Origin of the sequence: Staphylococcus marylandisciuri, assembly GCF_025519785.1 — a bacterium.
Classification (GTDB): domain Bacteria; phylum Bacillota; class Bacilli; order Staphylococcales; family Staphylococcaceae; genus Staphylococcus; species Staphylococcus marylandisciuri.
In genome coordinates this window covers 106,382-121,167 of record NZ_JAOPKZ010000002.1, presented here as the reverse complement: position 1 = coordinate 121,167, position 14,786 = coordinate 106,382, and the positions used below count along the sequence as shown (strand labels likewise).

Genomic DNA, 14,786 nt, shown 5'->3' with positions numbered 1-14,786 from the left:
AACGATTACTCCTTTCATTAGTTATATACCCTAATATTTAGAAAATTAATTATATATTAAGCTTGGGTTTTAATAAGTGTGGATAGGGCTGAGGCTGGGACATAATGGTCTTTGCCGGGGCGGGACTACGACATCTTTTTTTCAAATTAGATTTCTGTCCCGCTCCCATAAGTGGGTTAATTTATTAGTAAATAGTGTTACAAAATAATCTTTACTGGGCAGAAAAAGTACTATCCATCTTCTTTATTTCCAAGAAATGTAAAAGCCAGCACTTAGTCTGTTGCCTAGAGAGCAATGAGAAAGAGAATGTTAGAAGGCGCTCAGTTAGGCAGAACTTAGAAGTGCCGGCTGAAAAATTTCATGAATCTTTATTTGTGAAACTAAGATATTTAATTTGATGTATTCTTATGGTCTAAACCGACGAGTTCACTGACATTCTCGTAACCATGGTCTCTGAGATACTTCGCAATAGCTTTATTAATCTTAGATGTAAGGCCAGGTCCTTCGTATACGAGCGAGCTATAGATTTGAATTAAAGAAGCTCCACTTCTTAACATCGAAATCGCATCTTCAGCTGTAAAGATACCACCAGTAGCGATGATAGGAAATTGCCCATCAGTTTGACGATATGCCCAACGCACTAATTCACGATTGCGTTCAAAAAGCGGTCTTCCACTTAAGCCGCCGCCTTCATTTTTGTGAGTCGATTTAAGTCCCTCTCGTTGTTGTGTGGTATTAGCTAATACAACGCCATCAAAGGTTTCAGTGATAGCTGGCAGAATGTTCTTAAAGCCGTCTAAGTCGAGATCTGACGTTAGCTTTAAGAATATAGGTTGGGTTAAATCGCTTTCTTGTCGATAATCCTTGATAGCTTTACATAGCATTGAGAACTCGTCTTTATCATGGAAATTCTGTAAGTTTGCTGTGTTTGGTGAACTTATATTTATCGTAAAGAAAGTAGCATCATATTTAAAGGTATCGAGCACACTAATGTAATCATTATAGCGGCGTTCATAAGGTGTGTCTTTATTCACCCCGATGTTGATACCGATGGGGAGAGAATAACTAAAGCGTCTTAAGTTACTCAGTGCTTTGTTCATACCGATGTTATTAAAGCCCATTCTATTAATGAGCGCGTAGTCAGAAGGTAACCGATACATGCGAGGTTTAGGGTTACCTGGCTGTGGTTTAGGTGTGATTCCACCGAGTTCTATAGCACCAAACCCACTGTATTGTAGAGCTTTAGGAACTTCGCATGATTTGTCGAGACCAGCAGCTAAACCAATCGGGTTAGGGAAGGATATCCCTTGAATAGTTTGAGTCAGACTAGGATGCTCAAAGTTATACATACGATTGGTCAGTGTTAAAAGAGCAGGGTGTTTTTGAATAAACTTTAAAGCCTTAATCATTCGACCATGCGCTTCTTCAGGGTCCATTTTAAAAAGCAAGGGTTTAACTAATTGATACATAATTATCGCTCCATCTTGATTAGATTATAATTATCGTTCTTATCGAGAAAGTATGTAGGATAGCGTTTCCTAATATCTCTTTTAGATTAGCACTTTATGAGGTGCTTTCATAGGTATATTACCATGATTTAATATATTGCTAAACTGAGGTAGGTGAAGTGAGCATGCGTGCTAGCAAGGATTAAGATGGTTGAAAATAAGGTATGACTATAATATGAAATAAGTTGAGGAGGGTCAGAAATGAAACAAGAATGGAAAGAACAATTGCCAATCGATGATGTTAAACAGATTAAACCTGTCAGTGGCGGAGACGTAAATCAAGCTTATAAGGTTACTACAAGTCAAGAGACATATTTTCTACTCGTCCAGCCCCATCGTTCTGAAGAGTTCTATGCAGCAGAGATAGTAGGTCTAGAGAAGTTTGAAGAAGCCGGAATTACTGCTCCGCGAGTTATTAGTTCTGGACAAATTAATAGTGATGCTTACTTACTACTTAGTTACCTTGAAGAAGGTGGACGAGGAGATCAACGAGAACTAGCAAAATTAGTTGCTAAGATGCACAGTCATCATCAACCAGATGGTAAATTTGGATTTGAATTACCTCATGAAGGGGGAGATCACTCGTTTGATAATGATTGGTGTGATACATGGAGTGAATTGTTTATAAATCAGCGCATGGATGTACTATGCGATAATTTAATAGCCAATGGTGAATGGACTGAAGCGGATCGTGACACTTATCAAGCTGTTCGAGATGTTATGGTTCAAGCCTTAGCAAGTCACACAAGTAAACCTTCCTTGTTACATGGCGACATGTGGGGAGGTAATCATATGTTTTTAACAGATGGTCAACCAGCGCTCTTTGATCCTTCACCTCTATATGGAGATCGCGAGTTTGATATAGGTATAACTAAAGCTTTCGGAGCTTTTAGCAATGATTTTTACGAGGCTTATCATCAATCTTATCCTTTAAGTAAGGGGGCAGAACTACGTATCGAATTCTATAAGCTATACATCTTAATGGTCCACTTATTGAAATTTGGTGGCATGTATCGAGGTAGTGTGGATCGTTCAATGAATAAAATATTGAATTATTAGCCAGGTTTAATATTTAAAGAAAGGACAACGAGTGAGTTAAAATATCGTATCTTAATTTTCTCCTTTTCTATCAATCTTAAGTCTTTTACTAATATATGGTGTTGTAAAAAAGTTATCTAAACAATAGATATTATTTGCAATAATTATTTATAAAAATCTAACAAAACTTGTATAAAAGTGTTTTTTGTTATATATTGTAAACAGAAAAGGAGGTTGAAAGATATGAAAATAAACAAAATATTTTCAAGTTTTGCAATTACTTTAGCCTGCATTGTAGGAATTAGTTTACCGAACGCATCAGCAGCAAGTACAACTCAGCAAGACCAAACTTCTAAGGCTTCCACAACGAATAATCAAACGACAAATAGTCCAAAGGTTAGTAATCATATTCAAAATCGTATAATACTACCTAATAATGACCGTCATCGTATAACAAATACGACTTCAGGACATTATCAATCTCTGTGTTATGTGGTCATGGCTGATGGTCATATCGCCACAGGAGTAGTCGTTGGTAAGAATACGTTACTAACGAATAAACACGTAGTGAGAGCTGGACAAATCAAAGCTATGCCAGGAGCAAATGGTGAAAATAATTATCCTAAAGGTCAATTTAAATCTAATAAGATTGTGAAGTATTCAGGCAAACAAGACCTAGCAGTTGTCCATTTCAATAAGAACAAGCAAGGGCAATCTATTGGAGATGTAGTCCAACCTGCGACAATAGGTGATTCAGCACAATCTAATAAAGGGGATAAAGTGACAATCACTGGTTATCCTGCTGATAAGCCCGTAGCCACTATGTGGGAAAGTTTCGGAAAGTTAACGAAAAACAACAATGACCAATTACAATATAATGCTAGTACATACGGAGGCAACTCAGGTTCTGCCGTATTTAACAAGCAAAATCAAGTTATAGGTATCCACTTCGGTGGAGCAAGTAAGACAGCAAATGGCGCTGTTCCTCTAACTGGTAATACGTTACAGTTCGTGAAGAACAACATTCAATAGAGTGTTTAGGTTTCACAATTAGCATGTAGGGAGCGGGGCAGAAATCTAATTTGAATAAAAAGATTTCGTGGTCCCGCTCCCTTAAGTAAGAAACAAACCTCATTATCCTTTCCAAATGGGTAATGGGGTTTTTTAATTCATTCACACTTTAACGAAAAAAAGCGAGGTTGAGACATAAAGTTGTTGTGCTCTGGGAAACCGAAGAACGGCGTCCCAAAAGCAGGATTGTCGACAGAACTTCTCACGATTCGGCAAAATTTGGAACACAATTTTGCTCATCGCTCGGTTCTACTCAAATCCTAAACACTTTTGTCTCGACCTCGCTACAGATTTGAAGATCGGTTATTATGAAATAGAATGGTTAGGTTATGAAAGTTAAATATCAATTTAGGTTATAACATACCACACGGGATATCGTTTATTTGTTAGCGTTGTCTCCGCCTTTTTCTCCGATATCTTGGTAGAACTCTTTACTGTGGTTTTCAGCAGTAGTTTCTCCGCCTTTTTGTCCTGCTTCTTCTTTTGTCATTTTACCACTTGCATGTAAACCACCTTTTTGGCCCGCTTCTGATTTAGTCGCTTTATCATTTGAGCGGTCTCCGCCTTTTTCACCTATATCTTGATAGAATTCTTTACTATGGTTTTCAGCAGTAGTTTCTCCACCTTTTTTACCTGCTTCTTCATAACTCATTTTGTTATTATTGTCTGCCATGTTAAATACCTCCTTATCAAGATTTCTTATGTGCTCGTCGATTACATTAGTCATATGCCCGGTGAATCGTATTCTAAACATAAAAGGAAAAATAATTTTCGATTTCAGAGAAGAAAAAGATTTCTAATTAAATTGAATTGTATAGAATGCATATAAAAGATTGTGAGAAAAGGGGTTATGAAAAATGACTCGTGAATTCTTTATAATCATTCTCTCAGAAAACTGAGTAGCAAGTACAATATTTGAAGGTAAAATGAGCTGTGATAAACCGTCAATATTTTAAAGGATAATAGAGCTCTTCTAGTGCTTCGGAACGCTAAACCCCCCATATTTGATGTTTGCGTTAGAGTTAAGAGCGTTGCAACAACTGAATATAGCAGTATGACTGTTACGATAGAATTTAAATCAGTCGGAGTCTACGGTAGGGTCTAAGCGACAATAGGTTGGAGTGTCCTTGGTAATAACTTAAATGGCTGGTCTCTTCACAATAGCGATGCTCATATTCTTTTGAGATATAGAAATTGACATCCTCTGGGAACGAACCTTTAGATGCACTTTTGTTTAATAGAATGATCTGCTCTTTATAATGTAACTACCTCCTTTGCATTTCCGTTAATTATGGTGTTATAATTTACTTAACAAAGTTATTAAGTATAATGTACCAAACCCCTCACTACGGCGATAGTGAGGGGTTTTTTAGGTGCGGCTATAGTCGCCTAATTTTTCTTATCGTTGCGATTGCGTAGCCAATGTGCAAATGATGCAACGATACAACCACTGATGACTGTGGTCATGATGTGAACAAAGTTATCAAGCATAATTACACCTCCTCTCTGCGTCTAAATTGACGCCCGAGAGAGATAGGCGACCTATTTATTATATCATCTACGAATATGTGATTATAGATAACTTGTGATAGGTTGAAATATGCTGGGGCTGGAAAATAAATCTCAGTACAATAGCACTCAGATGAGTTAATTCATTTCATCCGAGTGCTTCTGTTGGTTCAAGAACTCTATATCCCGAACCGATTTACGTGTCAATTTGGTTATAGCTAATTATTTTTTATTTAGAAAGTAAAATAGGAAGATGCTAAAGCTATGCGGATTTATGTTAGCTAAGATAATATAACTTACCCGTCACTTATATATTTTAGATTTTGAGTAACTGTCGTGCGTTTTTATACGATATAGCCTCTTGGGCCTCAGAGTCAATATCAAGTTGTTCTAAGAACGAACCGAGTGTCTCAGGTTGTATATAAGGATAATCTGCGGAATAAAGTATATGTTCTAGGCTAAAGTAGTGTTTTACCATTTCAAATTGAGGTGTGGTCAGCATTCCACTAGGTGTAATATAGAAGTGCTCTTTAAAGTACTGACTGACAGGTTTCTCTAAATCTTTAGTTATGAGTGCTTGGTCAAATCGATCGAGGAAGAACGGCACGAATTCACCCCAATGGCCGATGATTAATTTAAGGTGAGGATGTCGATCAAACAGACCACTTAATACAAGACGCACTGCTTGTATACCTACGTCCATATGCCAACCAAAGCCAAAAGTGGCAAATGTTCCAGCTGTCGCGTCGTCATAAGTATTACTGCTATAGTAAGCTTGATAATGTTCGCTTGGTGGTATCGAAGGATGAAGGTAAATTGGAACATCTAATTGCTCTGCAGCTGCAAAGACTATCTCAAAATCAGGTGTATCAAAGAAGTGGTTGTTTGTGCGACCAGCAATGAGGGCACCTTTAAAATTTAAATCTTTAATACAGCGTTCTAACTCCTTAGCAGCAGCTTGAGGTTCGTTGATCGGTAGAGTGGCAAAGCCAAGGAAGCGGTTGGGATATTGTTGAATATAGTCGTACAATTGATCATTGGCTTTACGACACAATTCAATTGATTTATCCCCTTTAAGTAAAGAAGGCGGCATGCTGCCATATGATAAGACTTGATACTGTACGTCTTGCTGATCCATAAATTGGATGCGTTTTTCATGTTTCTCTTTACTGTTTAAACTATCATCATGATCAAAGCCAGTTTTTTCAGATAGTGCTTCAAGGGTAGCTTCTGCTGGGACACCGTTCGGATCAGGTTCAAGATGACTTAATATTTCCTCTTGTATTTCATCAATTATGAAGTGTTCTTCAAGCGTAATAGATTTCATAATATTCCTCCTCATTTGATGGCTGAGTACTAGAGATAGCCCTCGAGGTGACGGTTGAGTATCCTCCATAAGGTCACCTTAGGTTCTAAAAAAGGCTAGGATCAACTCGTTAAAGACGTGGCTAAATTCATCGCAAGCTCTCTGTTTTCTAGGTCGATGTAATTTACGATCTCAATTACATTGAATCATTACCATGGCATAGTGCCTTCTTGATTGATAAAGGTACCCGTTGGACCATCTTTATCGATGGTAGCAAGTTTCACAATAGGAATAACGCCATCGGAAGCAGGTTTAGAGTTATTACTAAAGTCTCCTACTAGATCCGTATTTGTAGGCCCTGGATCAGCGGCGTTAATTTGCATATGAGTAAGGCTTTTCGCATACTGAATCGTTAGCATAGTCACTGCTGATTTTGAAGAGCAGTAAGCTAAAGAATTTACTTTAGATTCTTCTGTGTCTGAATTGGTAACCATGCCAAAGGAGCCTAAACCACTGCTCACATTGACTACTACTGGTTGTCCGGATTTATTCAATAAGGGAGTGAATGCATGCATCATCCTTACAATACCGAATACATTAGTGTTATAAACTGGATAAATGTCATCGGTAGTCATTTCTGCTGGCTTTTTAAAACCTCCGGAAATTCCAGCGTTGTTGATTAAAATATCCAGACGTCCATATTTCTTTGCGATCAACTCAGCAGCTTGACGGACGGATTCGTCAGAGCTCACATCGAGTTCGATTAACTCTACATTAAGTTGATTTGCTGCACGTTGACCACGTTCTATACTTCTAGATCCAATGATAACTTGATAGCCTTGTTCACTAAGCTGACGTGCAGTTTCGTAACCTAAACCTTTATTTCCACCTGAAATTAATACAGTTCTCATGGTTCTCCTCCTTTAGGGTAGTAGTAATTACTTATTTAACTATACATCATAACAATAAGTTAATGTACTTACTTGCTAGGTGATTGAGACCTACAGCTTCTGTACTCGAGGAAATCAATGAACGGCGTTCCAAAAGCAAGATTGTCGACAGAAACGCTCCCTTCTGTTGGTTCAAGAACTCTATCTTCCGGACTGATCATTTAGCCAATCCTATCGGGGAGAAGATAATATAGCTGATAACGACAAGTAACAGAACGATCGCTCCAGCTGTATAGCGATACTTCCAAGGAGTCATATCTACTTTGGCGTAGTTGGATCTTAAATCTAAATGATCAGATGGTTTAATGTTATTAAAGATTAACACGATAAATAAATCTACGAAGAATAACACACTGAAGAAATATAAATAATGAACATGAGGCAACAAGTAAGTTAATAGTGCGTATAAGATAATATGAGTAAATAACGCAACTTTAGCTCCTAATTTAGACGTGCGCCGTGCAAAGAAACCGACTAATATGAGAACCAATAACGGCATGCTGTAAATACCGTTGAATTGTTGAACTACCGCATACAAGCCGCTAGGGAATAACGAAATGAATGGAGCAAGAATAACGACGATCACTCCAATTAATACTGTAGCAATATGACCTACAATAGCGATATGTTTGTCAGAGGCTTTACGACCTACGAGCGGTTTATAGAAATCAATTGTAAATAAAGTGGAAGTGCTATTTAACGAACCGACAAATGAGCTGAGTATAGCCCCGAAGATAACCGCGCCAAATAAGCCGTATCCCCAATTTGGCAGAACCTCGCTTAGGAGTTTCGGAAAAGCATTATCGGAAGTACTGATGTCTTTACCGAACATATTAAAAGCGATGATGCCCGGTATAACAGTGAATATAGGGCCAAAGACTTTAAATAGACTCAAGTAAATAGCGCCTTTTTGTGATTCTTTGAGGTTTTTAGCTGCTAGTGCTTTTTGCACAATCATCTGATTGCCACACCAGAAAAATAAGTTGTTAAAGAACATGCCAAAGAAAAGAGTAGGCCAAGGAACGACACTCGAATCAAGCGCACCCCAACCATTAAGCTTTTCAGGTGTATGCTTGACCATATGATCGAAACCATGTAAGAAATTACCATTACCAAGGTGACCTAAACCGAGTATGGTGATGACTAATCCACCTATAATTAAAGCTATGCCGTATAGTGTGTCACTGAAGGCACTGAGCGAAAGGCCACCGACAAATAGATAGATAATGCCAACTATACCTATAACTGATGAAATGATGATCACTGCTGTATTATCGCTAATCCCTAAGTAATCACTTACGTGAAACATTTTATTAAACACTAAGGAACCTGAATATAAGACAACAGGAAGAAAGGAAAGGACGTAAGTTACTATAAATAGGATAGAGATGAGTTTCTTAGTAAAGCTATCATAACGCATTTCTAGAAATTCAGAGATCGTCGTTACCCCATAGCGTAAGTACTTAGGTAAGAAGACCCACGCTAGTAGAACGACTGCTACAGCAGCGGTAACCTCCCAAGCCATAACTTCCATTCCTACAGAGTAACTTTGGCCATTCTGACCTACAATTTGTTCGGTCGAGAGGTTAGTCATAATAATAGTAGAGGCAATCGTAAATCCTGTAAGACTTCTACCGCCCATAAAGAAACCGTCAGCATTGTCAGTCTTTAGTCGTTTCGAGCGCCTATAAGCATAGGCTGAAACACCGCAGACAACGATGAGGAATAATATAATCGATATCCAGTTCACTTTCATACGCTCCTTACTTAAATGTAACTTGAATGTAGATAAATATAGGAAGTCATGTTACGTTGCAGTATTTAAATGGCAGAATGTAGAGATGTTGAACAAGAAGTTTGTCTTTTATAGTCGTTTAACTGCTAAATATGTTTTCCACTTTATAGAAATTGTAAAACATTTAAACTCGAATTAAAGCATCAATAGTTAATACCACTAGTTTAAATAGTACAAATAGATATGAAAAAAAATATGAAAAAGAGTAAAATTTAATATTCAGAAAATTGTGACCTTGTGATATATTTATACTTATTACTTTTGGGAGGGACAACGATGGAAAGAATGAGCATTAAAACGTTCGGAAATAATTTATTATCAGGGGTAGCTATAGCGATTTTAGTAGGCTTAATTCCTAACGCCATTTTAGGAGAAATATTTAAAGCGTTAGCGCCTAAGTATCCAATGTTTGTCACGTTATTACACGTGGTGCAAAGTATACAGTTCACTATACCGGTCTTATTAGGAACGGCAATAGCTATGAAATTTAAGTTTACCCCTTTATGGACTGTTGTAGTTGCTACTGCTTCGTTTGTGGGTAGTGGTGTAGCGCAATTTAAAGATGGGGTATGGATCTTAATGGGTGTTGGTGACTTAATTAATGCGATTCTGACAGCTGGTTTATCAGTACTTATTATCCTTTGGCTCGGCAAGCGAGTAGGTAGCTTAGGACTTATCATTCTACCTATTGTAGGGGGAGCCGGCGCTGGTTTAATAGGTTTAATGACTTTGCCTTATGTTCGTACGATTACTACTGAAATTGGTAACATGATTAACTACTTTACTGAGTTACAACCTATATTAATGGCGATATTAATCTCTTTAGCGTACAGTTTCATCATTATTTCACCGCTATCAACGGTAGCTATCTCTTTAGCTATAGGAATTAATGGATTAGCAGCTGGATCGGCTTCAATGGGAGTTGTGGCATGTGAGGCTGTGCTCGTGTGGGGTACAATGAAAGTTAATAGACCAGGTGTGCCGCTAACTATCTTCTTAGGCGGTGTTAAGATGATGTTACCTAATATGATCAAACATCCTATCATTCTATTACCTATTTTCGCCAATGCAGTGATAACAGGACTGTGTGGTGCTTTAATAGGAACAGGTGGAACTAAAGAATCTGCTGGATTTGGTATTATCGGTTTAGTTGGGCCTATTAATGCTTTTAGGTTCTTAGATACTTCACCAGTAGTGTCAGTGATATTAGTAACAGTCGCTTTCTTTGTCGTTCCATTTATCTCAGGTTGGTTGATTAATTTCTTATTTACTAAAGTCTTTAAAGTGTTCTCAAACGACGTCTACAAATTTGAAGTCTAGGGGCCCCAACAAAGAGAAACTGGTAAACCAGTTTCGCCAAGCACAGCAAGTTGGGGGTGGGGCCCCAACACAGAGAAACTGACCAGTCAGTTTCCACAAGCACAGCAAGTTGGGGTGGGGCCCCAACACAGAGAAACTGGGATATCAGTTTCCACAAGCACAGCAAGTTGGGGAGGCCCCAGGAAAGTGAAATCAAGTAGTACGAAATATTGTATAAACAGACCAGAGCAGTATGATTATTTTCGATTTGAAAATATCTTACTGCTTTTTTTTAGGTATTTTTCTCCTCCACCCTTTATTAAAGGAAATAGCGATAAAAATAAAAAGGTTAACTCTTAATCTCATTATCACATTGCTACACCAAAAGATTTGATTGTTACAGTATAAAAATTATTTTGTAATTTTTTGTTAAGGTCTCGTAATATAACTGCCTTATTATTATGGTATATTAATTGTGGTCAAACTAGACGTAAATTATAAAAACACGCACAACGAATATAAATACTTAAAATATAAAAGATAAAATACTTGGAGGACTTTTTTATTATGAAGAAGACAATCTTAGCATCATCTTTAACAGTAGCACTAGGCGTAGCAGGATACTCATTAGTAGACGGACATAGTGAAGCACATGCTTCTGAATTAAACATCGACAAAGCTCATTTAGCAGACTTAGCTTTAAATCACCCTGAGCAATTAAATGCAGCGCCAATTCAAGAAGGTGCTTATGATTATCATTTCTCTTACAATGGTTATACTTTCAACTTTACTTCAAACGGTTCAACTTGGTCATGGAGTTATGAAGCCGCTTCACAATCATCATTCAGCAATCAAGTAGCTTCATCTAACTACGCTGTACCATCATCTAACGAAACTACTCAAGCGTATACAGCTTCAAACACTCAGTCTAATGTTCAAACTCAACAATCTAATCATACTCATGTTAAAGCTGTATCAGCACCTACGACTTCAAATTATAGTTCTAACTCAGGTGCTTCTCACTCATACCATGGTTACTCTACTGCACAAACTTCATCATCATCAGCTTCAACAGGTGGTTCAGTTAAATCTCAATTCTTAGCTAATGGTGGAACTGAAGCAGCATGGAACGCGATCGTATTACCAGAATCTGGTGGAAATCCAAATGCTGTTAACCCAGTTGGTGGTTACAGAGGCTTAGGTCAAACTAAAGAATCTTGGGGTCAAGGTTCAGTAGCTTCACAAACTAAAGGGTTAGTCAACTATGCTAATTCACGCTACGGTTCTTTAAATAACGCAATTGCTTTCCGTCAAAGTCACGGTTGGTGGTAAGTCGATAGCTCAGGCGTTCTGATATGACCGTCGACTTATCTAAGAGAAGTTCATAACTTGTCATCTAAACGAGGGCGAAACTAAGGTTCAAACCATGAGGTTGATTGAACTGGGTTTCGCCCATTTTTATATTACTCAACTTTTTATTATCTTGACGTGATTGAATTTTCTGATAAAATTAACCTTAATTTCATTTTATATTCGAAACAACAATTGATGATAGGAGGTTTAACGTGACAATTTCACAAAGACTTAAACAGGTGCCTGATAGCTATTTCGGTAAGACGATGGGGCGAAAGATTATACATGGACCCCTATCATTAGTAAACATGGCCGTAGGGATCCCGGATGGTGAGACACCAAAGGGAATACTTGATACGTTCGCAGAAGCTTTGTACATACCTGATAATCAAAAATACGGAGCGTTTCATGGAAAAGAAGACTTTAAACGAGCTATTGTTGACTTTTACAAACGACATTATGATGTCACGTTAGATAAAGACGAAGAAGTGTGTATACTTTACGGTACTAAGAATGGTCTAGTAGGGTTACCTACCAGCATCGTTGACCCTGGAGAGACTGTATTGCTACCTGATCCAGGTTACACTGACTACTTAGCAGGAGTGATGTTAGCTGATGCTAAACCTGTATCATTGAATTTAGAGCCACCTGACTATTTACCCGATTGGTCTACTTTAAGTAAGGAGACTCTGAAGGAAACGCGCTTAGTTTATTTAACATATCCTAATAATCCGACTGGCTCGACAGCAACGCACGAGGTCTTTGAAGAAGCAGTAAATCAATTTAAAGGCACTAAGACTAAAATTGTTCATGATTTTGCTTATAGCGCTTTTGGATTTGATCATAAGAACCCTAGCATTTTGCAAACGCCTGATGCTAAGGATCTCGCTGTAGAAATCTATTCATTATCTAAAGGTTTTAATATGTCAGGTTTTCGTGTAGGGTTCGCGGTAGGTAATAAAGATATGATTAGTGCTTTAAAGAAATATCAAACGCATACGCACGCAGGTATGTTTGGAGCACTGCAAGATGCAGCGACTTATGCCTTAAATAATTGCGATGATTTCTTAGTTCAACAGAGTGATACCTTCAAGAAGCGTCGAGATTTCTTTCAAACTCAACTTGACGACGCAGGTATTCCGTACGAGCCTATGAAAGGCGGTATCTTTATTTGGATAGCGACGCCTACAGGTTATGATGGTGAAGAATTTGTAGAATTCTTATTAAGAGATCAGTCAATTCTTGTAGCTCCGGGTATACCGTTTGGTGAGAATGGTAGAAATTACGTACGAGTCTCACTCGCTCTAGATGATGCGCAGTTAGAAGAAGCAGCGAGACGCCTTAAGACATTAGCGCCTATGTATAAGAACAATATATGAAATGAGGAGAAGATATGACAACGATTAAAATGTTTGGAGTCCGCCCAGAAGATTACTCATATATAGATGAATGGGCAGAAGAAAATAATGTTAAGATTGATACTACAACCGAGATATTAAATGAAGAAACTGTAGAATTAGCTAAAGGTTACGATGGAGTTTCGATTTCACAACAAATACCTTTAAGTGAAGCAGTATTTCGTGAACTGCAAGACTATGGTATTAAACAAATTGCACAACGAAGTGCTGGGTATGAATTTCTAGATTTAGAATTAGCGAAGAAGTATGATTTAATTATTTCTAACGTTCCTTCGTATTCACCACGCTCAATAGCTGAGTATACAGTCATGCAAGCGCTAAACCTTGTGCGTCACACTACCGCTATCGAGCGGAAGACTGAATCGTTCGACTTTAGATGGGAACCATCTATATTGTCGCGGTCAATAGAAGATCTTACGATTGCTGTGGTTGGAGTCGGACGTATCGGTAGTGAGGTAGCGAAGATATTTAAAAATGGTTTTAATGCGCGTGTAGTCGCTTATGATATCCAGCCTAATGAAGCATTAAAGAATGTCGTGACCTATAAGGATAGTTTGGAAGAAGCGGTTCAAGAGGCAGACATCGTTACCGTACACGTGCCAGGTGATGAAGCTAATCATTACCTCTTTAGCGATAAGGTGTTTGGGCAATTTAAACCAGGCGCTTACTTCATTAATTGTGCTAGAGGAGTGGTGGTTGACACTCCAGCATTGCTCAAGTATTTAGATAATAAGCACATTGGCGGCGCTGCTTTAGATACTTATGAAGGTGAAAAGGGACTATTCCCTAGTGATCAACGAGGACAACAGATCGAGGATGCTACACTACTTTCTCTCATCAGACGACCGGATGTTCGTGTCTCACCTCATATCGCCTTTTATACGGAAGCTGCCGTGAAGAATCTGATAGTAGATGCACTTGACGCTACATTGGAAGTAATCAACACAGGCGATACTCAACTCCGAGTAAATTAATAGCATCAGGTCAGGATAAATATAATAAAATTACATTGAAACACACTCTCTCATCATACGTATGTTTGAACCGGATACTTTTTATTAATTTGTTGTTCGAATTTATGTAAGGCGCAGAACAGTGATGTTTTAAAGCGAATTTTAAAGGTACTATGAATGTTTTATAAATAGGTACAATGAATCAGCACCTAATTTTCCTAATAATACTTTATAAAGAACCAGCACTTAGTCTGAACCCCTAGAGAGGCCCTATGACTAAGTGCTGGTTGTAATTGTAGGAATCTATATTTGAAGATTTCTTGAGTTTTACGAGGTATGACGTCCTATTCGTAATGGTTATCTTATGATCTTACGTCATAACCCTGTTCTTCAATTGCTTCTTCCATATCGTCAAATTGTACTTTAGTATCATTGTATTGTACAGTGACGGAACCTTGTTCTAAGTCAACTTCAGCAGTTGAAACACCCTCTAAATCTACCAATGCCGATTCCACGGCATTCTTACAATGTTCGCAACTCATTCCATCTACTTGTATAGTTTGATTAGCCATTGATATTCCTCCTT

General features: G+C 38.0%; 14 protein-coding genes. 7 read left to right on the top strand and 7 right to left on the bottom strand.

Annotated features, from left to right (window positions below; all coding sequences use genetic code 11):
- Positions 1–389 precede the first annotated feature (389 nt).
- On the bottom strand, positions 390–1,469 hold the full coding sequence (locus N9R04_RS01600; protein ID WP_262854069.1) for a quinone-dependent dihydroorotate dehydrogenase: 1,080 nt from the start codon (positions 1,467–1,469) through the stop codon (positions 390–392).
- A gap of 240 nt (positions 1,470–1,709) precedes the next feature.
- Between N9R04_RS01600 and N9R04_RS01595 the strand changes: the two genes are divergently transcribed.
- Together N9R04_RS01595 and N9R04_RS01590 are read left to right on the top strand one after the other, a co-directional pair.
- Positions 1,710–2,567 (top strand): fructosamine kinase family protein, encoded by an 858-nt coding sequence (locus N9R04_RS01595; RefSeq protein WP_262854066.1) that lies wholly within the window; start codon positions 1,710–1,712, stop codon positions 2,565–2,567.
- Between the two features lie 222 nt (positions 2,568–2,789).
- Complete coding sequence (locus N9R04_RS01590) at positions 2,790–3,578, top strand: trypsin-like serine peptidase (protein ID WP_262854062.1); 789 nt, start codon at positions 2,790–2,792, stop codon at positions 3,576–3,578.
- A gap of 418 nt (positions 3,579–3,996) precedes the next feature.
- Here N9R04_RS01590 and N9R04_RS01585 read toward each other — a convergent pair whose 3' ends face one another.
- From N9R04_RS01585 to N9R04_RS01565, 5 genes are all read right to left on the bottom strand, one after another.
- Positions 3,997–4,290: a general stress protein gene (locus tag N9R04_RS01585; RefSeq protein ID WP_262854058.1), complete on the bottom strand. Its 294-nt coding sequence runs from the start codon at positions 4,288–4,290 to the stop codon at positions 3,997–3,999.
- Between the two features lie 716 nt (positions 4,291–5,006).
- Positions 5,007–5,108: a type I toxin-antitoxin system Fst family toxin gene (locus N9R04_RS01580; RefSeq protein ID WP_262854049.1), complete on the bottom strand. Its 102-nt coding sequence runs from the start codon at positions 5,106–5,108 to the stop codon at positions 5,007–5,009.
- A 334-nt stretch (positions 5,109–5,442) separates the two neighbouring features.
- Positions 5,443–6,453, bottom strand: coding sequence for an amidohydrolase family protein (locus tag N9R04_RS01575; RefSeq protein ID WP_262854048.1), 1,011 nt, complete (start codon positions 6,451–6,453; stop codon positions 5,443–5,445).
- Positions 6,454–6,641: 188 nt separating this feature from the next.
- Positions 6,642–7,343: an SDR family NAD(P)-dependent oxidoreductase gene (locus N9R04_RS01570; RefSeq protein WP_262854045.1), complete on the bottom strand. Its 702-nt coding sequence runs from the start codon at positions 7,341–7,343 to the stop codon at positions 6,642–6,644.
- A 196-nt stretch (positions 7,344–7,539) separates the two neighbouring features.
- Positions 7,540–9,132, bottom strand: a complete 1,593-nt coding sequence (locus N9R04_RS01565) for a solute:sodium symporter family transporter (protein ID WP_262854042.1) — start codon at positions 9,130–9,132, stop codon at positions 7,540–7,542.
- A gap of 321 nt (positions 9,133–9,453) precedes the next feature.
- Between N9R04_RS01565 and N9R04_RS01560 the strand changes: the two genes are divergently transcribed.
- The 5 genes from N9R04_RS01560 to N9R04_RS01540 all read left to right on the top strand — a co-directional run bounded on the left by N9R04_RS01560 (position 9,454) and on the right by N9R04_RS01540 (position 14,221).
- The gene (locus N9R04_RS01560; RefSeq protein WP_262854037.1) at positions 9,454–10,497 is read left to right on the top strand and encodes a PTS sugar transporter subunit IIC; all 1,044 of its coding nucleotides are present in this window, start codon (positions 9,454–9,456) and stop codon (positions 10,495–10,497) included.
- A 50-nt stretch (positions 10,498–10,547) separates the two neighbouring features.
- Positions 10,548–10,697 (top strand): hypothetical protein, encoded by a 150-nt coding sequence (locus N9R04_RS01555; RefSeq protein WP_262854031.1) that lies wholly within the window; start codon positions 10,548–10,550, stop codon positions 10,695–10,697.
- Between the two features lie 346 nt (positions 10,698–11,043).
- Positions 11,044–11,808 (top strand): aggregation-promoting factor C-terminal-like domain-containing protein, encoded by a 765-nt coding sequence (locus N9R04_RS01550; protein WP_262854022.1) that lies wholly within the window; start codon positions 11,044–11,046, stop codon positions 11,806–11,808.
- A gap of 233 nt (positions 11,809–12,041) precedes the next feature.
- Positions 12,042–13,208, top strand: coding sequence for an aminotransferase class I/II-fold pyridoxal phosphate-dependent enzyme (locus tag N9R04_RS01545; RefSeq protein WP_262854019.1), 1,167 nt, complete (start codon positions 12,042–12,044; stop codon positions 13,206–13,208).
- Between the two features lie 14 nt (positions 13,209–13,222).
- Positions 13,223–14,221, top strand: coding sequence for a D-lactate dehydrogenase (locus N9R04_RS01540; protein WP_262854008.1), 999 nt, complete (start codon positions 13,223–13,225; stop codon positions 14,219–14,221).
- A gap of 341 nt (positions 14,222–14,562) precedes the next feature.
- On the opposite strand, the gene copZ is transcribed toward N9R04_RS01540, so the two are convergent.
- Positions 14,563–14,772 carry a copper chaperone CopZ gene (gene copZ, locus N9R04_RS01535; protein WP_262854003.1) on the bottom strand — a complete coding sequence of 70 codons (210 nt, stop codon included), beginning with the start codon at positions 14,770–14,772 and terminating at the stop codon, positions 14,563–14,565.
- Positions 14,773–14,786 lie beyond the last annotated feature (14 nt).